This window comes from Halomonas sp. 11-S5 (assembly GCF_029889825.1).
Classification (GTDB): Bacteria; Pseudomonadota; Gammaproteobacteria; order Pseudomonadales; family Halomonadaceae; genus Halomonas.
In genome coordinates, this window is sequence record NZ_JARANW010000007.1 from 43048 (window position 1) to 64288 (window position 21241).

General features: G+C 69.1%; 19 protein-coding genes. 10 read left to right on the forward strand and 9 right to left on the reverse strand.

All coding sequences use genetic code 11. From position 1 onward, the window contains the following. Window positions 1-13: 13 nt before the first annotated feature. The 5 genes from OP497_RS07415 (at window position 14) to OP497_RS07435 (ending at window position 5986) form a co-directional block, all read left to right on the forward strand. Window positions 14-1420 carry an ATP-binding protein gene (locus OP497_RS07415; RefSeq protein WP_280547663.1) on the forward strand — a complete coding sequence of 469 codons (1407 nt, stop codon included), beginning with the start codon at window positions 14-16 and terminating at the stop codon, window positions 1418-1420. Between the two features lie 114 nt (window positions 1421-1534). Continuing rightward, window positions 1535-2815, forward strand: coding sequence for an ABC transporter substrate-binding protein (locus tag OP497_RS07420; RefSeq protein ID WP_280547569.1), 1281 nt, complete (start codon window positions 1535-1537; stop codon window positions 2813-2815). 61 nt (window positions 2816-2876) lie between these two features. Continuing rightward, a complete protein-coding gene (locus tag OP497_RS07425) occupies window positions 2877-3806 on the forward strand; it encodes a sugar ABC transporter permease (RefSeq protein ID WP_280547570.1) in 930 nt (309 codons plus the stop codon). After that, complete coding sequence (locus OP497_RS07430; protein WP_280547571.1) at window positions 3799-4677, forward strand: carbohydrate ABC transporter permease; 879 nt, start codon at window positions 3799-3801, stop codon at window positions 4675-4677. The genes OP497_RS07425 and OP497_RS07430 overlap by 8 nt, the downstream gene beginning before the upstream one ends. 187 nt (window positions 4678-4864) lie before the next feature. Continuing rightward, on the forward strand, window positions 4865-5986 hold the full coding sequence (locus tag OP497_RS07435; RefSeq protein ID WP_280547572.1) for an ABC transporter ATP-binding protein: 1122 nt from the start codon (window positions 4865-4867) through the stop codon (window positions 5984-5986). A gap of 15 nt (window positions 5987-6001) precedes the next feature. Here the strand turns inward: OP497_RS07435 and OP497_RS07440 are convergent, their stop codons facing one another. The 5 genes from OP497_RS07440 to OP497_RS07460 form a co-directional block, all read right to left on the reverse strand. Further along, on the reverse strand, window positions 6002-6442 hold the full coding sequence (locus OP497_RS07440) for a universal stress protein (RefSeq protein ID WP_280547573.1): 441 nt from the start codon (window positions 6440-6442) through the stop codon (window positions 6002-6004). Between the two features lie 77 nt (window positions 6443-6519). Further along, a complete protein-coding gene (locus tag OP497_RS07445; protein ID WP_280547574.1) occupies window positions 6520-7590 on the reverse strand; it encodes a YcjF family protein in 1071 nt (356 codons plus the stop codon). Next, window positions 7587-8981: a YcjX family protein gene (locus OP497_RS07450; protein ID WP_280547575.1), complete on the reverse strand. Its 1395-nt coding sequence runs from the start codon at window positions 8979-8981 to the stop codon at window positions 7587-7589. Before OP497_RS07450 ends, OP497_RS07445 begins: the two co-directional genes overlap by 4 nt. A 126-nt stretch (window positions 8982-9107) precedes the next feature. After that, window positions 9108-10703: a solute:sodium symporter family transporter gene (locus tag OP497_RS07455; RefSeq protein WP_280547576.1), complete on the reverse strand. Its 1596-nt coding sequence runs from the start codon at window positions 10701-10703 to the stop codon at window positions 9108-9110. 164 nt (window positions 10704-10867) lie between these two features. Then, window positions 10868-11086, reverse strand: coding sequence for a hypothetical protein (locus OP497_RS07460; protein WP_280547577.1), 219 nt, complete (start codon window positions 11084-11086; stop codon window positions 10868-10870). Window positions 11087-11171: 85 nt separating this feature from the next. Between OP497_RS07460 and OP497_RS07465 the strand changes: the two genes are divergently transcribed. The 3 genes from OP497_RS07465 (at window position 11172) to OP497_RS07475 (ending at window position 13223) form a co-directional block, all read left to right on the forward strand. Then, the gene (locus tag OP497_RS07465; protein WP_280547578.1) at window positions 11172-11720 is read left to right on the forward strand and encodes a DUF924 family protein; all 549 of its coding nucleotides are present in this window, start codon (window positions 11172-11174) and stop codon (window positions 11718-11720) included. A gap of 87 nt (window positions 11721-11807) precedes the next feature. Then, complete coding sequence (locus tag OP497_RS07470) at window positions 11808-12050, forward strand: GlsB/YeaQ/YmgE family stress response membrane protein (RefSeq protein WP_106230171.1); 243 nt, start codon at window positions 11808-11810, stop codon at window positions 12048-12050. A gap of 108 nt (window positions 12051-12158) precedes the next feature. Further along, window positions 12159-13223: a potassium channel family protein gene (locus OP497_RS07475; RefSeq protein WP_280547579.1), complete on the forward strand. Its 1065-nt coding sequence runs from the start codon at window positions 12159-12161 to the stop codon at window positions 13221-13223. A gap of 18 nt (window positions 13224-13241) precedes the next feature. On the opposite strand, the gene OP497_RS07480 is transcribed toward OP497_RS07475, so the two are convergent. From OP497_RS07480 to OP497_RS07490, 3 genes are all read right to left on the reverse strand, one after another. Then, the gene (locus OP497_RS07480) at window positions 13242-13856 is read right to left on the reverse strand and encodes a hypothetical protein (RefSeq protein WP_280547580.1); all 615 of its coding nucleotides are present in this window, start codon (window positions 13854-13856) and stop codon (window positions 13242-13244) included. Between the two features lie 167 nt (window positions 13857-14023). Further along, a complete protein-coding gene (gene gabT / locus OP497_RS07485) occupies window positions 14024-15322 on the reverse strand; it encodes a 4-aminobutyrate--2-oxoglutarate transaminase (RefSeq protein ID WP_280547581.1) in 1299 nt (432 codons plus the stop codon). A 34-nt stretch (window positions 15323-15356) separates the two neighbouring features. Beyond that, window positions 15357-16802 carry an NAD-dependent succinate-semialdehyde dehydrogenase gene (locus tag OP497_RS07490; protein WP_280547582.1) on the reverse strand — a complete coding sequence of 482 codons (1446 nt, stop codon included), beginning with the start codon at window positions 16800-16802 and terminating at the stop codon, window positions 15357-15359. A gap of 206 nt (window positions 16803-17008) precedes the next feature. Here OP497_RS07490 and OP497_RS07495 point away from each other — a divergent pair, with 206 nt between their 5' ends. Both OP497_RS07495 and OP497_RS07500 read left to right on the forward strand, forming a co-directional pair. Continuing rightward, complete coding sequence (locus OP497_RS07495) at window positions 17009-19492, forward strand: DUF1266 domain-containing protein (RefSeq protein ID WP_280547583.1); 2484 nt, start codon at window positions 17009-17011, stop codon at window positions 19490-19492. 221 nt (window positions 19493-19713) lie between these two features. Then, window positions 19714-20316: an NlpC/P60 family protein gene (locus tag OP497_RS07500; protein ID WP_280547584.1), complete on the forward strand. Its 603-nt coding sequence runs from the start codon at window positions 19714-19716 to the stop codon at window positions 20314-20316. A 5-nt stretch (window positions 20317-20321) separates the two neighbouring features. Here the strand turns inward: OP497_RS07500 and OP497_RS07505 are convergent, their stop codons facing one another. Further along, window positions 20322-21209: a LysR substrate-binding domain-containing protein gene (locus tag OP497_RS07505; protein WP_280547585.1), complete on the reverse strand. Its 888-nt coding sequence runs from the start codon at window positions 21207-21209 to the stop codon at window positions 20322-20324. Between the last annotated feature and the right edge of the window lie 32 nt (window positions 21210-21241).

Here is a 21241-nt window from a genome sequence, read left to right on the forward strand (position 1 = left end):
CTTCGTGCTGATCATGGTAATGGGGGTGCTGGCCGCCCAGCTGGCCAGCTATGCGATCTGGACCTCCCAGGTGCGCTCCAGCCGGATGGCCCAGCTCGATGAGCTGTCGAGCAATGTCGCCTACAGCGTGGCCTCCACGATGCAGTTCTTCCGCTCGTTGCCGAGGGAGTACCGCCATATCGTGCTCGACCAGCTGCGCAACATGGGCGGCACCCGTTTCTTCGTCAGCGTCAACGAGCATCGCATCGGCGTGGCGGACATCGGCGAGGGGCCGGAGAAGACCCTGGTGGTCGACAACTTCCAGCGCATTCTCACCAATGAGCTCAACATCGACGAGGTGCTGGTGGAGTTCTCGCGGCCCGAGACCCTGCGTGTCTTCAACAACGAGGTGCTGTTGACTGACCTGCCCCCGCGCTGGGGGCAGCACAGCCTGCTGATGGAGCCTCTATCGCCGCCGATCCTGGTCGTCCAGCTTCAGCTCGAACCTGGGACCTGGCTCTATGTGGCCACCCTGCTGCCCATCGCCGAGCTGTTCGAGCCGCGTGCCTGGCTGTCGGGGGAGCGCCTGCTGGCCGGGCTGATGGTGCTGCTGACGGTGCTGGGGCTCTCGCTGCTGGGGATCCGCAGCATGACGCGGCCGTTGTCGCGGCTCTCGCGGGCCGCCCGCCAGCTGGGTGATGATCTCGATGCCTCGCCGCTGCGCGAGACCGGGCCGCGTGAGGTGGTGGCGACGGCCGTGGCCTTCAACCGCATGCAGGGGCGCATCCGTGAGCAGGTCGAGGAGCGCGAGCGGCTGTTCTCGGCCATCTCCCACGACCTCAAGACGCCGATCACCCGGCTGCGCTTGCGCGCCGAAATGCTCGATGACCCGCTGCAGCGTGAGCGGTTCTGTGCCTCCCTCGACGAGCTGGATGCCCTGGTGCGGGGCGCGTTGGCCTCGGTGAAGGGGCTGGACCTGCATGAAAGGATCGTCGAGGTCGCCCCCGCCGCCCTGCTGGAGGGCCTGGCGGCCGAGCTGCGCCTGCATGGTGGCGAGGTGGTCATCGAAGGCAGCGCGTCGCCCATCGCCGCCAAGCCGCTGGCCCTCAAGCGCTGCCTGGCCAACCTGCTGGAGAATGCGCTGTTCTACGGGCGACGCGCCGAGGTGCGGCTCGAGGATGCCCCGGACCGGCTGATCATCACCATCCACGACCGGGGCCCCGGCATCGCCGAGGCCCAGCGCGAACGGGTCTTCTCTCCCTTCGTGCGGCTCGAGCCTTCGCGCAGCCGGCATACCGGCGGCAGCGGCCTGGGGCTGGGGATCGCGCGACACATCGTGCGGGCCCATGGCGGGGAGATCGGGCTTGCCAACCACCCCGAGGGGGGGCTGGTCGTCACCCTGACCTTGCCCCGCCAGGCCAATGTTACCGACCTGCAATAATGTCCCAACACTTTGCAGGACTCGGTAACGCCCCTTCGCCGGCCGACTGGCGTAGCGTGTCAGCATCCCGGTGATCCGGGAGGCCATAACAAGACAATACGAGGACTCCACGCCATGCACGTTTCAACACGCTGTCACTCACCCCGCAAGACCGCGCTCGCCCTGGCCACCGGCCTGGCAGCCTCCCTGACCCTGACCGCTGCCCAGGCCGGCGATGTCGAGGTCCTGCACTGGTGGACCTCCGGCGGCGAGGCCCGGGCGGCCAATGTGCTCAAGGAGCTGATGGAGGCCGAGGGGCACAACTGGGAAGACTTCGCGGTGGCCGGCGGCGGTGGCGAGACCGCCATGACGGTGCTCAAGTCCCGCGCCATGTCCGGCAATCCGCCCTCCGCGGCCCAGATCAAGGGGCCCGAGATCCAGGAGTGGGGCGAGCTCGGCCTGCTGGGCAATCTCGACGCCGTGGCCGAATCCCAGGACTGGCAGGCACTGCTGCCCGAGACGGTGGCCGAGGTGATGCGCCATGACGGCCACTACGTGGCGGTGCCGGTCAATGTCCATCGCGTCAACTGGCTGTGGGCCAATCCCGAGGTACTCGAGGATGCGGGTGTCGAGATGCCTACCAGCCTCGATGAGCTGTTCGCCGCGGCGGAACCGCTGCGCGCGGCGGGCTATATCCCGCTGGCCCACGGCGGCCAGGCCTGGCAGGACGCCACCCTCTTCGAGGATATCGTGCTGGCGGAGGGGGGCAGCGCCTTCTATCGTCGTGCCCTGGTGGAGCTGGATCCCGAGGCCCTGGGCGGCGAGCAGATGGTCGAGGCGCTCGCGACCTTCAAGCGCCTGCGCGAGCTGATGGATGACGACATGTCGGGGCGCGACTGGAACATCGCCACCTCCATGGTCATCGAAGGCGATGCCGCCATGCAGCTGATGGGCGACTGGGCCAAGGGCGAGTTCACCGCCGCGGGCCTCACCGCCGGCGAGGACTACCTGTGTGCCCCGGCGCCGGGTACGGCCTCGGCCTTCACCTTCAACATCGACAGCCTGGCGATGTTCCGGGTCAGCGACGAGGCCGACCGCGAGGCCCAGCAGGACCTGGCGCGGCTGGTGCTGGAGCCCACCTTCCAGGAGGCCTTCAACCTCGCCAAGGGCTCGATTCCCGCCCGCCCCGACCTGGACATGAGCGAGTTCGACCGCTGCGCGCAGCAGTCGCTGGCCGACTTCCAGCGCACCGCCGAGGAGGGCGGCCTGGTGCCCAGCATGGCGCACGGCATGGCGGTTCGTGCCGCCGTCCAGGGCGCCATCTTCGATGTCGTGACCAACTACTTCAACGACACTGACATGGAGGCCGAGGAGGCCGCCCGGCGCATGGTCAACACGGCCCAGGCTGCACTCTAGCTAGCGCTGGCCGGGGGCGCCGTTACGGCGGCGCCCGTGTTCATTCACGAGGACTCCTCCCATGACACGCTCGACTTCTCTCTCCCACGCCGGACGTGCGCTGGGCCGACGCTCGTCGTCCGGACACCTACAGGCCTGGCTGCCGCGACTGGTGCTGGCGCCCTCCGTCGCCGTCTCGCTGTTCTTCGTCTACGGCTTCATGCTGTGGACCTTCGTGCTTTCGCTGACCAGCTCGCGCATGCTGCCGAGCTACGACTTCATCGGCTTCGCCCAGTACGGCCGGCTGATGGCCAACGAGCGCTGGTGGGTCGCCTCCACCAACCTGGTGATCTTCGGCGGCCTCTTCGTGGGGATCTGCCTGGTGCTCGGCGCCTTCCTGGCCATCCTGCTCGACCAGCGCATCCGCCGCGAAGGTGCCCTGCGCACGGTCTACCTCTACCCCATGGCGCTGTCGTTCATCGTCACCGGGGTGGTGTGGAAGTGGCTACTCAACCCCGGGCTCGGCCTCCAGGCCATGGTGCGTGGCTGGGGCTTCGAGTCGTTCACCTTCGACTGGCTGGTCGACCCCGACATGGCGGTCTACACCCTGGTGATCGCTGCCGTGTGGCAGGCCTCGGGGTTCGTGATGGCGCTGTTCCTGGCCGGACTGCGCGGCATCGACGACAGCATCATCAAGGCCGCCCAGCTCGACGGCGGCAGCCTGCCGCGCATCTACTGGCGGGTGGTGATCCCCTGCCTGCGGCCGGTGGTGTTCAGCGCGGTGATGATCCTCGCCCACATCGCCATCAAGAGCTTCGACCTGGTGGTGGCCCTGACCGGCGGCGGCCCGGGCTATGCCACCGACCTGCCGGCCACCTTCATGTACACCCACGCCTTCACCCGGGCGCAGGTCGGCCTCGGCTCGGCCAGTGCCATGCTGATGCTGGGCGGCGTGCTGGCGATCCTGATTCCCTACCTCTACTCGGAGCTGAGGAGCCGCAAGCATGGATAACGTGATTCGACGCCGGACCCCCGGGGCACGCCTGGCGCGTCTGGCGCTCTACGCCGCGCTGCTGCTGGCCGCGCTCTTCTACCTGCTGCCGCTGGCGGTGATGCTGATCACCTCGGTGAAGCCCCTGGACGAGATCAGCGCCGGTAGCCTGCTGGCACTGCCCCAGTCGCCGACCCTGGCGCCCTGGGTCAAGGCCTGGGGCGAGGCCTGTACCGGGATGCGCTGCGAGGGCGTGGGCGGCTACTTCTGGAACTCCTTCGCCATCGTCATCCCCGCGGTGGCGATTTCCACAGTGGTCGGGGCGCTCAACGGCTATGCGCTGACCAAGTGGCGCTTCAAGGGCTCGGAGCTGCTCTTCGCGCTGATGCTGTTCGGCTGCTTCATCCCCTTCCAGGTGGTGCTACTGCCCATGGCCCAGACCCTGGGCTGGCTGGGGCTCTCCAGCTCCCGGGCGGGGCTGATCCTGGTCCACGTGATCTTCGGCATCGCCTTCACCACCCTGTTCTTCCGCAACTTCTACGTGGCGATCCCCACCGAGCTGGTGTCGGCGGCCAAGCTGGATGGGGCGGGCTTCTTCCGCATCTTCTGGCGCATCCTGCTGCCGGTCTCGGCGCCGATCATCGTGGTCTCGGTGATCTGGCAGTTCACCCAGATCTGGAACGACTTCCTGTTCGGGGTGGCCTTCTCGGCACACGACACCCAGCCGGTGACGGTGGCCCTGAACAACCTGGTCAACACCTCGACGGGGGTGCGCGAGTACAACGTCGACATGGCCGCCGCCATGATCGCGGCGCTGCCGACCCTGGTGGTCTACGTGCTGGCCGGCAAGTATTTCGTGCGCGGGCTCACCGCGGGGTCCGTCAAGGGCTAGGGAAACACTGCTTTATTGCTGCGCTCGATATCCTGGCCGTCGGCGGTGCCGAGGCGTCGGGCCGTCGCAATCCTCATTGAGCAGCCAGTCAACTCCGGTTACTGCGCTCCGGCGGCGGCCAGCCTCTCGTCGCTCGCGACATAAATCAGCGTTCCCTATGAATAAAATCATGAAGAGATAAATCGCCATGTCAGCTCTCGAGATCCACGAGGTCCGCAAGGACTTCGGCAACGAACGCGTCCTCAAGGACGTCAGCCTGGCCATCGAGTCCGGCGAATTCCTGATCCTGGTCGGCCCCTCGGGGTGCGGCAAGTCGACCCTGATGAACGCCATCGCCGGCCTGGAGCCGGTCACCGCCGGGGAGATTCGGATCGCCGACCGCGACGTCACCTGGCTGACCCCGGCGGAGCGCGACATCGCCATGGTCTTCCAGTCCTATGCGCTCTATCCGAGCATGACGGTGCGCCAGAACATCAGCTTTGGCCTCGAAATGCGCAAGGTCCCCAAGGCCGAGCGCGAGGCGGCGGTGGATCGGGTGGCGGACCTGCTGCAGATCACCGCCCTGCTGGATCGCAAGCCCGCGCAGCTCTCCGGGGGGCAGCGCCAGCGGGTGGCCATGGGCCGCGCCCTGGCTCGCGAGCCTGCAGTGTATTTGTTCGATGAGCCGCTCTCGAACCTGGACGCCAAGCTGCGTGTGGACATGCGCACCGAGATCAAGAAGCTCCACCAGCGCCTCGGCACCACCATCGTCTATGTCACCCACGACCAGATCGAGGCCATGACCCTGGCCGATCGCATCGCGGTGATGCGTGATGGCCATATCCTGCAGCTGGGCACGCCGGACGAGGTCTACAACGACCCCGTGGATATCTTCGTCGCCGGTTTCATGGGCTCGCCCTCCATGAATTTCATCACCACCACCCTGGAGGGGCAGGCGGGCGACTATCGGTTGCGGATTGCCACCGCGGGGGAGGAGGAGCTGGTGCTGCCCTGGCCGGCATCGCGGGAGACGCCGGCCCTGGCCGAGCAGGTCGGTCGGCCGGTGATCCTCGGGTTGCGACCGGAGCATTTCAGCGAGGAAGACCGGCGCCTGACCGAGCAGGCGGAGGGCACACTGCTGGAGGCGCGGGTCAGCGTTGTCGAACCGACCGGGGCGGATATCCTGCTGAATATGCCGCTGGGGGATGGCGAGGTCACCGCGCGAGTGGGGCCCAAGTGCCGGGTGACGCCGGGCGAGCGCCTTTCCCTGCGAGTCGACATGGGGCGCGCCGTACTCTTCGACAGCGAGAGCCAGCGGCGGCTCGCCTGACCCGCGAGTGGGCGGTCAGCGGACCGTGATCACGGTGCAATCGGCGGCGTGGCTGACCTTGTGGGAGACGCTGCCGACCACCAGCCCCTTGAGGTCGCTCAGGCCCCGGCTGCCCATCACGATGGCATCGACGTCGCGGTGGCGCGCCTCGCTGATGATGGTGCGGGCCGGGTCGCCCTGGCCGATGACCGTCTCGAGGTTGGTGGCGCCGAGTTCACGGGCTGCCTCGGCGGCCCTGTCCACCACCTGCTTGCCGACGGCCTCGCGTTCCTCCCGCGAGGCCTCGATGGCGATGGCGCCGATGCCCCAGACCAGGGTGGTCTCGTGGGCGAGTTCCTCGGGAATGTGCAGCAGGTGCAGGGCGGCGCCGTCCTGTCGGGCCAGCTGGCAGGCCACGGACAGCGCCTTCTTGGCGTGCTCGGAGCCATCGACGGGCACCAGGATGGAATGGAACATGATGGACGTCCTTCTCGTTGGTGGGCGTTGATATCTATCGAGCCTAGTCACCCGGACGGGCACTGTCATGATCCGGATCAAGGATGGCGTGCCTTGGCCTTTTCCTCGCCGGCTTCCAGGCGGCGTAGCTGCTGCCAGAGGTCGCGGCGCAGGTCGGCCATGCGCGGTGCCTCGTCCGCGGCGAAATCCAGCGGCCGGGCCAGGCGCTGGGTGCGCAGTCCCAGGCGTGCGCCCAGCAGCCCGACGCCGAGGCCCTGGGCGGCACGCGTCGAGAGCTTGCCGGCCAGGTCCATCGACAGCATCTGCATGCTCGCCTCGCTGGCGATCTCGCTGGCCCCGGCGAAGGCCATCTGGTAGAGCACGCTGCGCAGCAGCCGCAGGCGTGCCGCATAGCCCAGCTCCAGCCCGTAGAGGCGGCACAGGCGGTCGACCATCGCCAGGTGGCGCCAGGCGACCAGCGCCATGTCGACCAGGGTCAATGGGCTCACCGCCACCATTACCGCCGTCTCGCCGGACATCCGCGAGATCAGCCGGCGGGCCTCCCGGTCGCGGGGGGCGAGCAGGTGATGGGTGAGCAGTGCCCGGGTGTCGCGCCCGTCATGGTGGGGCTCGCGGGCGGCCAGGAAGGCCTGCCAGTGGGGGTGGTCGTCGTCCAGGTCGAGGTCGCGGCGCAGCTGGCCAGCCAGCGACTGCGCTTGGGCCGGGGTGGCCTCGGGCAGGGCGGCGAGGCGCTCGCGCAGCCGGGCGTGGCGGGACAGGCGGCGCAGGCGCCACAGTTCACGCAGCAGCGCCGAGCCACCGAGCCCCAGGGCCAGCAGCAGCAGCAGGCTCCAGCCGCCGGCCAGCCAGTCGCCGCCGAGGCTGGCGGCCTGCAGGGTCCGGCCGGCCTCCACCGCGCCCAGGCCCAGGCTGCCGCCGAGCAGCGCGAGCAGCCCCCAGCGCCGCTTGCGCGGGCGCATCAGACCATCGCCCAGCGCCCGTTCGCCGGGGGCCGCATCGGCCTGGGGGGCGGCCAGGGGCTGGCTCGGCAGCCCGGCATCGAAGTGCCGCCCGGGCCGGGGATCCAGAGCGTCGGTGTCCCGGTCGGGGGCGTCATTGGGGGTGAAGCGCACGCCCGGGCGTGGGTCCTGATCGCGGGAAGGGGTCATGTCAACTTGTCTCCGATCAGCCAGTCCAGGGCGGCGTCCATGCGAATGTGCGGCAGCGGTGCGCCCTTGTCGCGGGGCAGGGGGCGAAAGGCCGTGAAATCGAAGCCCTGGCGGGCCCAGAAATCCGCCGCCGGCAGCCGGTCGGGGACCTCGCCGGGAAACACCAGCAGCGACTCGCCGGCCAGCGTGGTGCCGCGCAGGACCGGGGTGCGTCGCCCCTGCTGGTTCACTTCGCGGCCCTGGGTGGCGCGGATCGCCGCCAGCGACAGGGCCCGGACCGGTACGTCGGCGAAGCGCAGGTCCTTCAGCGGGTCGGCGAGCAGCGCCTCGAGCAGCGCGACCAGGCGGCCGTGCTGCTCGGGGGTGACATGGTCGGCCTTGGTGGCGGCGATGGCCAGGCGGTCGATGCGCGGGGCGAACAGCCGCGTCATCAGGCTGCGTCGGCCGTAGTCGAAGCTCTGCATCAGGTTCGACAGGGCGCGGGAAAGGTCCTCGAAGCGCTCCGGCCCGGCGTTCAGGGCCCCGAGCACGTCGACCAGCACGATCTGGCGATCGAAGCGGCGAAAATGCTCGCGATAGAAGGGCTTGACGATATGCTGCTGGTAGTGGCGAAAGCGCCGGGCGAGGGTGGTGTAGAGGCTCTCGGCCGGCAGCGCGGCGAGCGCGTCGCGGTCGGCCTCGGCGATGCCCGGCAGGGGGAAGAACTGCAGCACCGGGGCGCCCTCGAGTTCCCCGGGCAGCAGGAAGCGCCCCGGCTGCAGGTCGGCGAAGCCGGCCTCTCGCGCGGCCCGCAGTCCCCGCGCATACAGCTCGGCGATCTCGGCCAGGCGCGCCTCGTCGACCTCCTCGGCCGGGTCGAGGCCGGCCACCGCCCGGTGCCAGTCGGCGAACAGGGCGGCGCGCTCGCTGCCGCCGTCATGCCGCTGGGCCCGGCTCCAGCTCAGGTAGTCGTGGTCCAGCAGCGGCAGGTCGAGCAGCCACTCGCCGGGGTAGTCGAAGAGGTCCAGGGTCAGCTGGCGTGTCTCGCTGCCGAGCAGGCCGCGCCGGGCCGGCCGGTAGCGGATCACCAGGCGCAGCTCGCTGATGCCGCGGGTCGGCTCGGGCCAGCGTGGGGGCTGGTCGTCCAGCGCCTGCATCGCCTGGTCGTAGGGGAAGCGCGGCACGGCGAGGTCCTGCTGTGGCACCCGCCGGGCACCGAGCAATCGTCCCTCGCGGGCGGCCGGCAGCAGGTCGAGTCGCGCCTCGAGGCCGGCATGGCGCAGCTGGTTGACCAGCGAGGTGAGGAAGGCCGTCTTGCCCGAGCGCGACAGGCCGGTCACCGCCAGGCGCAGCTGGCGGTCGCGGCCGCGCTCGAGCAGGTCATGGAGTTCACGGGTAAGCGGGGTGCGCATGGGGCATCCTGGCAGGGTCGTATGCTGACCTAATGTGCGGGTCGGACGCGTGCCTGACAAGGCGTAGGGCCATGAAACGACACTGCCCCGCGCGGGGCGGGGCAGCATCGGGCAGGCCGGGCGGCGTCAGCCGGCGAAGGCCGCGTAGATGGCCATCACCAGGATCACCAGCATGATGCCGGCAGGGATGGCGCCCCGCCAGGGGGTCAGGTCGACGGCACCGCTGTCCTCGTGGACCCAGGGGGTCTCGCGGGGCATCAGCCGGCCGATCAGCAGCATCACCGCCACCAGCAGCACGAAGACGCCGGCCACGAAGTGGAACTCGTGCATCACCATCGGCAGCCTGTCGAAGGGCGGGATGAAGTAGCCGGCGAAGATCAGCAGGCAGCCGCCCACCAGGGCCACCTTGGCCGCCAGTGGCGGCACGCGACGGGTCAGCAGGCCTACCAGCACCACGGCCAGGATAGGAATGAAGTAGATGGCGTTCATCTTCTGCAGGTAACCGAACAGGCTCTCCTGACCGGCCAGCAGCGGGGCGATGGTCATGGCGGCGACGGCCATGACCCAGCCGAAGACCTTGCTCGAGCGCACCACCTGCGCCTCGCTGGCATTCTTGTTGAGCACGACCTTGTAGAAGCCCAGGCTGAACAGGGTGGTGGTGCTGTTGAGCGCCGAGTTGAACGACGACAGGATAGCGCCGACCATCACCGCGGCGAAGAAACCCGTAAGCGGTGCGGGCAGCACGTTGAACACCAGGTGGCCATAGGCCTCATCGGCGACGACGCCCTGGTCGGCATAGAGGTGGTAGGCAATGATGCCGGGCAGCACCAGATAGAGGGGGCCGAGCAGCTTGAAGAAACCCGTCAGCAACACGCCTTTCTGGCCCTCGGCGAGGGTCTTGGCGGCAAAGGTCCGCTGGATGATCTGCTGGTTGGTGGTCCAGTAGAAGAGGTTGATCAGGAAGACCCCGGTGAACAGGGTCGCGAAGGGCACCTGCTGCTCGCTGGAGCCGATCGAGTTGAGCATCTCGGGATTGCTCTCCTTGAGGATCGCCCAGCCCTCCAGCAGGCCGCCGTCGCTGCTCACCGCCTGCAGGCCGAAGTAGACGATCACGAAGCCGCCGATCAGCAGGCCCACGCCATTAAGGGTGTCGGAGACGGCGACGGTGCGCAGGCCGCCGAACAGGGCGTAGACGGAGCCGATCAGCCCCACCAGCCAGACCGTCAGCCACAGCAGCACGGTGGGCGATTCGATGCCGGTGAGCCCCTGCAGGTCGAGCATGCCCTGCAGGCCCATGGCGCCGGAGTAGAGGATGATCGGCAGCAGAATCACCGCATAGGCGATCAGGAAGATGATGTTGGTGATCAGCTGGGTGGTCTTGTCGAAACGCAGCTCCAGCAGCTGGGGCAGGGTGGCGATGCCGCTCTTCAGGAAGCGCGGCAGGAAGAACAGCGCCAGCGCCACCAGGGCGATGACCGCCACCACCTCCCAGGCCATCACGGAGAGGCCGTCGCTGAAGGCTGCGCCGTTGAGCCCCACCATCTGCTCGGTGGAGAGGTTGGTCATCAGCAGCGAGCCGGCGATCAACGGGAAGGTCAGGCTGCGCCCGGCCAGGAAGAAGCCGCTCGAGGTCGAGTGGTCGTCGCGGCGCGTGATGCGCCAGGTGATGAAGGCGACCAGCCCCGTGAAGAAGAGGAAGGACGCCAGGGTCAGGACGTGCATGTCGGAAACATCCTTGTGAGGGGTGAGTTCGGCCGCTTCCGGGCGGTCAGCGGCATGAATGTCAGTAAATTTACTACGTTGGTGGACGAGTCTAATCCCGTGACACGGCACCGCCATTCATCTTTCGTCTAATTGTCCGACATTAGGGGGCGCTGTCATCCCGCCTAGCGGGGTGGCAGGGCACTCACCGGCACGGGCTCGACCAGGCCGAGGAGCTGCACCAGCACCGGGGCCGCGGCGATCACGAACCCCAACACCGCCAGGCTGCGGCCGAGCACGCGGTGGTCGGGACGGCGGGCCAGGGTCAGGCCGCCGATGCAGACCAGCAGGCCGAGGATGTTGAAGACGTAACCCAGCATCTGCAGCAGGTCGTAGGTGGTCATGGGGCTCCCTTCGGTGGTGGGCAGGGGGTGGGGCGGCTACCCTGTGATGGTACCAGCTCCACCCCGGGGCGAAGAGGAGGCCGTCATGGAAGAGCGTCGCCCCGAGGCGGTGATCGACTTCTGGTTCAGGGAACTCGCGCCCGCCCAGTGGTTTCGCAAGGACTCGGCCCTGGATGCCGAGATCGCACGGCGCTTCGGTGACTGGCTCGCGGCCGCGGGGCGTGGCGAGTTCTGGCAGTGGCGGGCGTCCGCCCGCGGCCGTCTGGCCGAGGTGATCGTGCTTGACCAGTTCCCGCGCAACATCCATCGGGGGGCGTCTCGTGCCTTCGCCTGGGATCCGGTGGCCCTGGTGCTGTCCCAGGAGGCGGTCGCCCAGCGCGCGGACCGGCTGCTGGACGTGCCCTGGCGGGCCTTTCTCTTCATGCCCTACATGCACAGCGAGTCGCTGACGATCCATGACGAGGCCATGCGCCTGTTCGCCCAGCCGGGGCTGGAGGAGAACCTGCGTCACGAGCACCGCCACCGCGAGGTGATCGAGCGCTTCGGTCGCTACCCCCATCGCAATGCCGTGCTGGGAAGGGACTCCACCCGCGAGGAGCTGGCCTTCCTCGAGCAGCCCGGTTCCGCGTTCTGAGGCTTTTCTCCCGGCGCCCGGCAAGGCACCATCGAGCCCTCTTGATCAGTTGCGTTCTTCACCAAGCACATATAAGGAGTGTCTGTCATGGGAATCATTGCCTGGTTGATTATCGGTGGCCTGGCCGGCTGGATCGCCGGCCATATCATGCGCGGCGGCGGCTTCGGCATCCTCGGTAACATCGGGGTCGGCGTGGTGGGGGCCGTGATCGGCGGGGGCCTGTTCAGCCTGCTGGGCCTGCAGGCCGGTGGCTTCATCGGCTCGCTGGTCACCGCCATCGTCGGCGCCGTGGTGCTGCTGTGGGTGATCGCCAAGGTCAAGAAGGCCTGACGCGCCGCGACGATGCGAAGCGCCCTCGCTCCGGCATGCGGCCGGGGCGAGGGCGATTTTCCTGTCGCCTCGCCATCGGGAATGGCAAGGCCGTACCAAGGGAAACCCATGTATGTACTGAAACGACTCGGCGCGGTGCTGGTCCGCGGTGTGGCCGACATGGGCTGGGGGGTGCTTGGCCTGCTGCTGGTCGCCTACCTGCTGCTCGCCTGGCTCGGCCTGACGCTGACCGGCGAGACGGCTCTGGTCGACTCGCCCACCACCTTTCTCTACTACATGATCGTCACCATCTCCACCGTCGGCTATGGGGATTACTCCCCGGTGACGCGGGGCGGGCAGCTGATGGTCGTGTTCTTTATCGTTCCGGTGGGCATCGGCCTGTTCGCCACCCTGCTGGGCAAGGCCTCCGCCCTGGTGATCTCGCAGTTCACCCGGCGCCTCAACGGGGAGCAATCGATCGTGCAGAAGGACCATATCGTCATCGTCGGCTTCAATGCCTACACCGAGTCCCTGGTCGGGCAGGTCCGCGAGGAGGCGCGGCCCGGGCAAGTGGTGGCGCTCTGCGTGGATGCGAACGCCCCGACGCGCAACCCCTTCCTCGAACAGGGGGTGGAGTACTTCCGGGCCGCCTCCCTGTCGGACGAGACGCTCTACGAGCGCGCCTCGGCAAGGTACGCCTCCCTGGTGGTGGTCGACGTCGAGGACGACAGCGAGACCAACCTGGTTTGCATGCACCTCTCCGCTCTCGTCGATCAGCGCTGCCGGATCACCGCCTACGTGAAGAACCAGATGGTGGGGCGTCTGCTCGAGACTCACTGTCCCAAGGTGAACGTGATTCCCTCCCTGCACCAGAAGATGCTGGTCAAGGCCGCCCTCGACCCCGGCAGCGAGGAGGTCATGCGCCTGCTCGTCGATGCCGACCAGGTGCAGACCCAGTACTCGACCCGCCTCGCGGGGCCGTCGCTTCCGCTCACCGTCGAACGGGTGTCGAGGCGCCTGCGCCGCCAGTGCCGGGCCTCGCTGATCGCGATCCGGCAGGCCGCACAACCGCACCCGGTGCTCAACCCTGACGACGAGCTGCTGCTGGCGGCGGGTGACGAGGTCTTCTACATCGCCGGGCGTCGGATCCCGCCCGACGAGATGGTCCGCCACCTGGCCGCGGAGGGCGACTAGCGTCCGGCCATTGGCGGTTCAGCCGGCCGGGGTCGGCAGGATGCGCCGGTAGCGATCCAGGCAGCCGTCCAGCCAGGCGCCGTTCGGCATGCCCTCGGGGGGGGAGGCGGGCACCTTGAGGGTCAGCAGGAAGAGGCCGTGACGCTTGGCATCGCCGTCGGGCAGGTGGCGGCCGAGCTGTTGGGCGAGGTCGGGCGGCAGGGCACCCGGGCGCCGCCAGGTGAGCCGCAGGGCCTGCTGGTCGAGCAGGTACTGGAAGCGCGCCGCGTCCTTGAGCACCGCCATGCCACCCTGCGCCAGCCCCTGGGAGAGACTCTCCAGCTTGCGGTAGCCCGGGGCCCCGGCGGCCCGACAGGCGTGGGCCCCCTCCACGAAGCAGCCCTCTCGTTCATCGGGGTCCTCCGGCCAGCGCCCCCCGCGGCGCCGCGCGGGGGTGGCCACGAAGGGCAGTACTACCGACACGGCGGGGGTGTCGTCGGCCAGCGCGGTCTGCCGGGCGTCGACCATTCCCTGGCCCAGCTGTCGGCGGAGCCAGCGGTAGTCACCGGCCTGCTGGATGCGGGCCTGGGCATCGGTGACTGTGTGATGAGCGCCCTGCAGGGAGCGCAGCAGGGAGAGCGTGCGAAGGATCATGGTGCCATACCGATAGGCGAGCGGGAGAGCGAAGGACCGAGCAGCCAAGCTGCGACCATAGCAGGGTTTCGGCCTCATGGCGTCAACGCCTTGGGGCGCCAACGCGAACCGCCCGGCTGGAGACAGCCGGGCGGTTCGCGTTGTGTGCCGTTTCCGGGCAAGCCCGGTCAGGCGGTGGCGGCGCGCTTGCTGCCGACTAGCTCCTTGAGGGACTCCTCGACGATGGCGAGGCCTTCCTCGAGCACCTCATCCTCGATGGTGACCGGCATCAAGAAGCGGATGGTGTTGCCGTAGAGGCCGCAGGAGAGCAGGATCAGCCCCTTCTCGCGGGCCTTCTTGCACAGCGCGCCGGCCAGGTCGGCGTCCGGGGTGTGGTTGGCCTTGTCGGAGACCAGGTCGATGGCCGCCATGGCGCCCATGTTGCGGCCGTTGTCGATGCAATCGAACGTCTGTTGCCACTGGGCGAAGCGCTTGGCCAGCTTGTCGCCGAGCGCCTGGCTCTTCTCGAGGATGTTCTCCTCCTCGAAGACCTCCAGCACGGCCAGGGTGGCGGCGCAGGAGACCGGGCTGCCGGTGTAGGTGCCGCCCAGGGAGTTGGCGCCGGAGGCGTCCATGTGCTTGTCGGTGCCGACCACCGCCGAGATCGGCATGCCGTCGGCCATGCTCTTGGCCATGGTGATGATATCGGGCTCGACGCCGCTGTGCTCGATAGCGAACATCTTGCCGGTGCGCCCGAAGCCGGATTGCACCTCGTCGACGATCATCAGCATGCCGTGCTCGTCACAGATCTCGCGGATCGCCTTGAGGAAGCTGGCCGGTGCCGGATAGAAGCCGCCCTCGCCGAGCACCGGCTCGAGCACGATGGCCGCGGTGTCGCGCGGGTTGGCGTCGGTCTTGAGCGCCATCTTCAGGCCGCGCAGGGCCTCGTCCTCGCTGACGCCGTGGTAGGGCACCGGGTAGGGGGCGCGGAAGACGTTGCCCGGCATGCTGCCGAAGTCGGTGGAATAGGGGGCGACCTTGCCGTTCATGGCCATGGTCATGAAGGTGCGGCCGTGGTAGCCGCCGTCGAAGCAGATCACGTTGTTCTTGCCGGTGGCGGCACGGGCGATCTTGACGGCGTTCTCCAGTGCTTCGGCCCCGGAGTTGGCCAGCATCACCTTGGCGTGGCCGCGCACCGGGGTGACCTGGCTGAGCTTCTCGGCCACCTTCACGTAGCCCTCATAGGGCATCACGGTCTGGCAGGTGTGCATCACCTTGTCGAGCTGGTCCTTGACCGCCTGGACCACCTTGGGATGGCGGTGGCCGATGTTGAGCACGCCGATGCCGCCGGCGAAATCGATGATGCGATTGCCGTCGGCGTCCCACACCAGGGCGTTCTCGGCGCGGTCGGCAAACTGGGTGGCGGGGCTCGCGGCGCCGCTGGCCACGTAGCGCTGCTTGAGTTCGTTGAGCTGTGCGTTGTTCATGGGTCCTGTCTCCTTGGTAAGAGGCGGCGGGCGATCAGAGGCCGCCGACACAGACGTATTTTAGTTCAGTGTACTCATCCAGGCCGTGGCGCGACCCTTCGCGTCCCAGCCCCGACTCCTTGACTCCACCGAAGGGCGCCAGCTCGGTGGATAGAATGCCTTCGTTCACCGCCACCATGCCATATTCCAGCCCTTCCATGACATGCCAGATACGACGATAGTCGCGGGCATAGAAATAGGCGGCGAGGCCGAACTCGGTGGCGTTGGCCATGGCGATGGCCTCCTCCTCGGTCTCGAAGCGAAACACCGGCGCCAGGGGCCCGAAGGTCTCCTCGGTGGCCACCTTCATCTCCTCGGTCACGTCGGCGATGATCGTGGGCTGGAAGAAGGTGCCACCCAGGGCGTGGGGCTTGCCGCCGCACACCAAGCGGCCGCCCTTGTCCAGTGCGTCGGCGATGTGTGCCTCGACCTTCTCCACCGCCGCGGCGTTGATCAGCGGGCCCTGCACCACGCCCTCGTCGAGGCCATTGCCGACCTCGAGGGAGACGACGCGGGCCGCGAGCTTCTCGATGAAGGCATCATAGACCCCGGCCTGCACCAGCAGGCGATTGGTGCACACGCAGGTCTGGCCGGAGTTGCGGTACTTGGAGGCCACCGCCCCTTCCACGGCGGCGTCCAGGTCGGCGTCGTCGAAGACGATGAAGGGGGCATTGCCGCCCAGCTCCATGGAGGCCTTCTTGACGGTGCCGGCGCACTGGGCCAGCAGCCGCTTGCCCACGGGGGTGGAGCCGGTGAAGGAGATCTTGCGCACCCGCGGGTCGGTGGTCAGCACCTCGCCGATCTCGGCCGGCCGGGAGGCGGTGACCACGTTGATCACCCCGGCCGGGAAGCCGACTTCCTCGGCGAGCTTCACCAGGGCCAGGGCGGTGAGCGGGGTGGCCTCGGCGGGCTTGATCACCACCGGGCAGCCGGCGGCCAGGGCCGGGGCGCACTTGCGGGTGATCATCGCCAACGGGAAGTTCCAGGGGGTGATGGCCGCCACCACGCCGATCGGCTCGCGGAACACCAGGATGCGCTTGTCCGCGCCGTGGCTGGGCAGGGTCTCGCCGGCGACGCGCTTGGCCTCCTCGGCATAGTACTCCACGAAGGAGGCCCCATAGGCCACCTCGCCGCGGGCCTCGGCCAGCGGCTTGCCCTGTTCCAGGGTCATCAGCCGCGCCAGGGCTTCCTGATGGGCCATGATGGCGTCGAACCAGGCGCGCAGCAGGGCGGCGCGCTCCTTGGCGGTGCGGCGCCGCCAGGCTGGCCAGGCGTCTGCCGCGGCGGTGACGGCCTCGTGGGCATCCTCGGCGTCGAGGTCCGGGACCTCGGCCAGGGTCTCGCCGGTGGCGGGGTTGGCCACGGCGAAGCGGCGCGCGCCATCGCGCCACTGGCCGGCCACATAGGCCTTGTCGATCAGTAGCTGGGGTTCCGCGGACATGGTGATTCCTCGTCGGGATTGATCATCTTGTTGGACGAGTGTGCATTATTTAAAACAAGCCGCCAAGCCCCGGCTCCGCCCGTTTTTCATGGCCGCTGGCCACTCGGCCATCGGCGGCGGCAACGCTTTCCGCTACACTATGGCGCCGATTCGCTGCGGTGTGCGGCGCGGCACGTTTCTGTTCCGGTTTTATGGCGAGGTGAGCCTTGGTCGATCCCCTGAATGCCTGGTGGGCCCAGCAGCTGGTGCTGTGTGACTGGGCCTTCACGCCCGATCCCCTGACGGTGGAGGCCGATACGGCCGTCGAGCGGCTGGCCGCCCTCGGGGTGGCCGACCGTGGCGAGCTGGGCTGGTGCCTGCTGGAGGCCCTGGGCGCCGGGGGCGCCGGCGTCGACCCGGCCAGGCTGCTGGCCGGCCTGGAGGTCATCGCCCTGGGCGGTGCGGCGGGCTGGCTCGGGGAGGCGCGTGCCCGGGCCTGGGCCCAGCGGCTCGCCGAGGAGGTCAGCGCCCACCACGCCAGCCTCGATGCCTGGCTGGAGGCGCTGCTGCATGCCCGCAGTGCCGAGGGCTGGGTACGCGGCGACGACGGCTTCTTCGAGGCCTGCGAGGCCCTCTCGGTCCTGGAGCACGACGGGGAGGGGGTGACCTGGGACATGCTGCAGGAGTGGCTGGCCACCCATGCCACCCATGCCGCCCCTGCCACGTCGCCCGCGCTCTGGCCGACGGCCCCCGAGGATCGGGTCTGGCGGCTGCGCGCCGCCTTCTCGCCGGTCGTCGAGCTGCCCGCCGGGCCGCACGACTGGCAGGGGCTGGCGGGCTGGCTGGAGGAGGCCTGGGAGATTCGCAGCCGCGAGGACCTGGTGCGCAGCCTGCTGTGGCTGGCCTCCCAGGGCGATCGCCAGGCCTGGGACCTGGATGCCGGACGCCTGCTCGAGGCAAACGCCGAGGAGCGCCGGCAGTGGCGGGAGGCCCTGGCGGGGGGCGAGCGCGACTATGGCCGGGTGCTGCTGGGCTTCCTCGATCAGGGCGAGCCGCTGGAGTGGGCCGCCTGGGACTGGCTGCGGCTGATCGACCTGGCCTGGGCCGGCGCCTGCCTGGGCTGGCTCGAGGCGCAGGAGGCCCGCGACTTCGCCGTCCATGGCGCCGACCTGGCGCTGCGCCGCTACAGCGACTGGGCGGCCCTGACTCGGGCCTACCAGCGGGGGCGCAGCCTGTTCGAGGGCCGCAACCGGCTGCCCGACCTCCAGGCGGACTGGGCGCTACTGCTGCACTCGCCGGTGAGCCCCTGGCGCCCGGCTCTGCAGGGGCTGATCCCGGAGGAACTCATCGAGGCCTCGCGCGTCGCCCTGCGACGCTGGCGTGGCGACCCCCGCCACTGGACACTGGCGCTGGCGGCGGTACGCGAGCCCGAATTCGCCGCCTGCCAGGGGCCGGTGCCTGAGCTGCCGGTCGCTCGGCGCGAGGAGGCGCGCCGCTACTTGGTCGAGACCCTAGACCTGCATGCCGACGAGGGCGTCGAGGCGCTTTCCCGCTATTGGCTGCCGGCCCAGGCCCACCACCTCAACCAGCTGGCGGCGGATGCCGTCCATGGCGCCCTGCCGCCGGCCGAGATCCCCTTCGGCCATCCGGTCGCGGACGAGCTGGCGAGCCGCGATGCCCTCAGGCAGGCGAGCCGTCACGCCGCCACCATCCACATGGCCGAGAAGTTTGCCTTCCACCTGCAGATGGCCATGGACAGCGGGGACTTCGATGCGGCCCGCCTGGCGACGCTGGCCGAGGCCCTGCAGGGCTCGCTGTGCCGCTTCTACCCCGATGCACGTCGCCTGCTGCAGGCCTGGGCCCACTGGGAGAGCCTGTTGCCCGAGCCCGACCAGCCCCCGATGGTCGCCGAGATCCGCTGGCACCTGGAGGACCCCGGGAGCCTCTTCCACTGGCTCGACTGGCGCGGCGGGGCCTGGCGCGAGCCCGGGCCGCGACCGACGCTTGTCCACTTCACCGCGATGGCGCTGGTCGGGCCGCTCAACAGCCCGGCCTGGAGCCTGCCGCAGCCGGAGAGCGAGCGCGAATGCGCGGCCATCCGCGACTGGGTCGATGGGCATTATGCCCTTCATGGGGCGGCGGAGCTGGGTGAGTTCCTCGGGTACCTGATCGAGGTCGGCGATCGCCAGGAGTACCAGATCAACTATGCCCCCTACACGCTCAACCACGGGCGGCTGGCCTCCGAGATCGCTACCCTGGGGAGCGGCGCGTGCAGCGAGGAGGAGGGCGCTCATCTGCTGCGCCTGCAGCGGGTCAGGGACAATGAGGACGGCTGCAACGAGGTCGATCTGGCGGCCTGGGACATCGCCCAGGCCGTGGACCTGGCCATCGCCGGCCGCCAGCTGGGGTGGCTCGACGAGGCGGCGTTCCTGGACCTGCTCGAGCGTGCTCATGGGCTAGCCGTCGAGCACTACGCGGGCTGGGAGGAGTATGCCCGCGGCCTGCACGCCGGCTTCTCGTTCTTCATGGGCGAGACCCCGGAGCGCGAGAGCTTCCTGGCCGGCCTCCGCCAGGCCTTGGTGGCCTGGCTCTCGGGGGCGCCGCCGCTAGCGGGGGCCTGGGCCAGCCTCGACTTTCCCGGGGCACGGCCACGCCACTGGGCGCCGCTGCACATCGATACGCTGCCGGGCGACCGTCGTACCCTCCACTGAGGGCTCGCCCTGTTAAGAACGTATGGTTTATAGTCAGTAGGGTTTATGACATGGCTCCTCCTGTCGGGAGCCACTTCCAGGCAGCGAGCCGCCGACAGGCCGCTTTGGCAGTGGCACCGGGCCGCATCCCGGCAGCACTGCCACAGCGACATCACCGCGGGACCGAGAGATGCCGGGTGCGGCTCAGGGAACGAGGTCGTCGCAGGATGCTGGACAAACGCATGTGTCGTATCACCGCCCTGGGGGGCGCCCTGGTGCTGCTGGCGGGTTGTGCCGCCTCGAGCGGCGTCGAGGAGCATGTCGTCGGCGGCTACTTCGCCCGGGACCTGCCGGGGATGCCCGCCGACCCCCTGATGTCTCCCGTGGACAACCCCATCCTGGAAGCCCGCGGCCTGCACAACCCGCCCCCGACGCTGATCCGCCGGGCCCTGCTGGCCCAGCACGAGCGCTGGGCTGGCACGCCCTACCGGCTGGGCGGCAGCTCCATGCGGGGGATCGATTGTTCGGCCCTGGTGCAGAACGTCTTCAGCGATACCTTCCGCTTCGACCTGCCGCGGACCACCGAGGAACAGGTGCGAGCCGGCCTCGAGGTCGAGCGTGATGCCCTGCGCCCCGGCGACCTGGTGTTCTTTCGTCCCCCCGGGGTCTATCGCCATGTGGGCATCTATGTCGGCGAGGGCCGCTTCCTGCACGCCTCCACCTCCCGGGGCGTGATGATCTCCGAGCTCGACAACCGTTACTGGCGGCGCCACTTCTGGCAGGCGAGGCGCACCCTGGAGCCAACCTTGCTGGCTAGACGCCTGGGCGAGACCAGCGAGGGCTGACTCGGTTAGAGTACCTCACGGTGGGCCAGCACGAAGTCCAGGAAGGCCTGTTCGGCCCGCGACAGGTAGGCGCCGCGTCCCCAGGCCAGCGACAGGTCCAGCCAGGCGGGCGGGTCGAAGGAGACCGCCCGGAGCTCCGGCTCCTCCACCACCCGCCGCAGGAAGGTGGTGATGCCGAACCCCTGGCGGACGATCGCCTTGGTCAGCGGTATCAGATTCGACTGGAAGGCGATGTCGGCCGTGGTGCCGGTCTCGCGCGCCATGGCATCGACGAACTCGCGGTGGAAGTAGCCATCCTGGAACAGCACCAGGGGCTCGCTGAAGAAGGCCTCGGCGGAGACGCTGGCGCGCCTGGCGAAGGGGTGCTCCCGCGGCACGCAGACCACCATCTCCTCGCGCACCAGGCGTCGCCGCTCTAGGTGACGGCAGCTATCGTCGTCGATCACCACCCCCAGGTCCAGCTCGCCCTCGGCGATCATTCGCTGCAGGCGTCGTGCACCGGCCTCCACCACGGTCAGCCGGATGCCGGGATGGCGGGCCTTGAAGCCCATCAGCAGCGGCGGGAAGTAGTAGGAACCGAGCATCGAGGGGATGCCGATGCGCACCTCGCCCTTGACCAGACCATGCAGCTCGCGCATGGCGAGGTGCGCGGCCTCGGCGCGTTCGAGTAGCGCTCGGGCATGGGGCACCAGGGCCTCGCCCTCCGGGGTCAGGGCGATGCGTCGCTCGTGGCGGTGGAAGAGCGACAACTCCAGGCCCTTCTCCAGACCGGCGATGGTCTGGCTGACCGCCGACTGCGCCACGTGGAGTGCCCGGGCGGCGGCCGTGAAGCCCCCCTGGTCGGCCACGGCCAGGAAGACCCTGAGGGTGCGCAGGTCGAAGGGCAGGCTCATCGGTGCTCCGGGGATCGGGTCATAAGAAAACC

Bases quoted from the DNA above. Each gene is read 5' to 3' on its own strand.
- OP497_RS07415 (WP_280547663.1), top strand. From the start codon at position 14: ATGGTAATGGGGGTGCTGGCCGCCCAGCTGGCCAGCTATGCGATCTGG.
- OP497_RS07420 (WP_280547569.1), top strand. From the start codon at position 1,535: ATGCACGTTTCAACACGCTGTCACTCACCCCGCAAGACCGCGCTCGCC.
- OP497_RS07425 (WP_280547570.1), top strand. From the start codon at position 2,877: ATGACACGCTCGACTTCTCTCTCCCACGCCGGACGTGCGCTGGGCCGA.
- OP497_RS07430 (WP_280547571.1), top strand. From the start codon at position 3,799: ATGGATAACGTGATTCGACGCCGGACCCCCGGGGCACGCCTGGCGCGT.
- OP497_RS07435 (WP_280547572.1), top strand. From the start codon at position 4,865: ATGTCAGCTCTCGAGATCCACGAGGTCCGCAAGGACTTCGGCAACGAA.
- OP497_RS07440 (WP_280547573.1), bottom strand. From the start codon at position 6,442: ATGTTCCATTCCATCCTGGTGCCCGTCGATGGCTCCGAGCACGCCAAG.
- OP497_RS07445 (WP_280547574.1), bottom strand. From the start codon at position 7,590: ATGACCCCTTCCCGCGATCAGGACCCACGCCCGGGCGTGCGCTTCACC.
- OP497_RS07450 (WP_280547575.1), bottom strand. From the start codon at position 8,981: ATGCGCACCCCGCTTACCCGTGAACTCCATGACCTGCTCGAGCGCGGC.
- OP497_RS07455 (WP_280547576.1), bottom strand. From the start codon at position 10,703: ATGCACGTCCTGACCCTGGCGTCCTTCCTCTTCTTCACGGGGCTGGTC.
- OP497_RS07460 (WP_280547577.1), bottom strand. From the start codon at position 11,086: ATGACCACCTACGACCTGCTGCAGATGCTGGGTTACGTCTTCAACATC.
- OP497_RS07465 (WP_280547578.1), top strand. From the start codon at position 11,172: ATGGAAGAGCGTCGCCCCGAGGCGGTGATCGACTTCTGGTTCAGGGAA.
- OP497_RS07470 (WP_106230171.1), top strand. From the start codon at position 11,808: ATGGGAATCATTGCCTGGTTGATTATCGGTGGCCTGGCCGGCTGGATC.
- OP497_RS07475 (WP_280547579.1), top strand. From the start codon at position 12,159: ATGTATGTACTGAAACGACTCGGCGCGGTGCTGGTCCGCGGTGTGGCC.
- OP497_RS07480 (WP_280547580.1), bottom strand. From the start codon at position 13,856: ATGATCCTTCGCACGCTCTCCCTGCTGCGCTCCCTGCAGGGCGCTCAT.
- gabT (WP_280547581.1), bottom strand. From the start codon at position 15,322: ATGAACAACGCACAGCTCAACGAACTCAAGCAGCGCTACGTGGCCAGC.
- OP497_RS07490 (WP_280547582.1), bottom strand. From the start codon at position 16,802: ATGTCCGCGGAACCCCAGCTACTGATCGACAAGGCCTATGTGGCCGGC.
- OP497_RS07500 (WP_280547584.1), top strand. From the start codon at position 19,714: ATGTGTCGTATCACCGCCCTGGGGGGCGCCCTGGTGCTGCTGGCGGGT.
- OP497_RS07505 (WP_280547585.1), bottom strand. From the start codon at position 21,209: ATGAGCCTGCCCTTCGACCTGCGCACCCTCAGGGTCTTCCTGGCCGTG.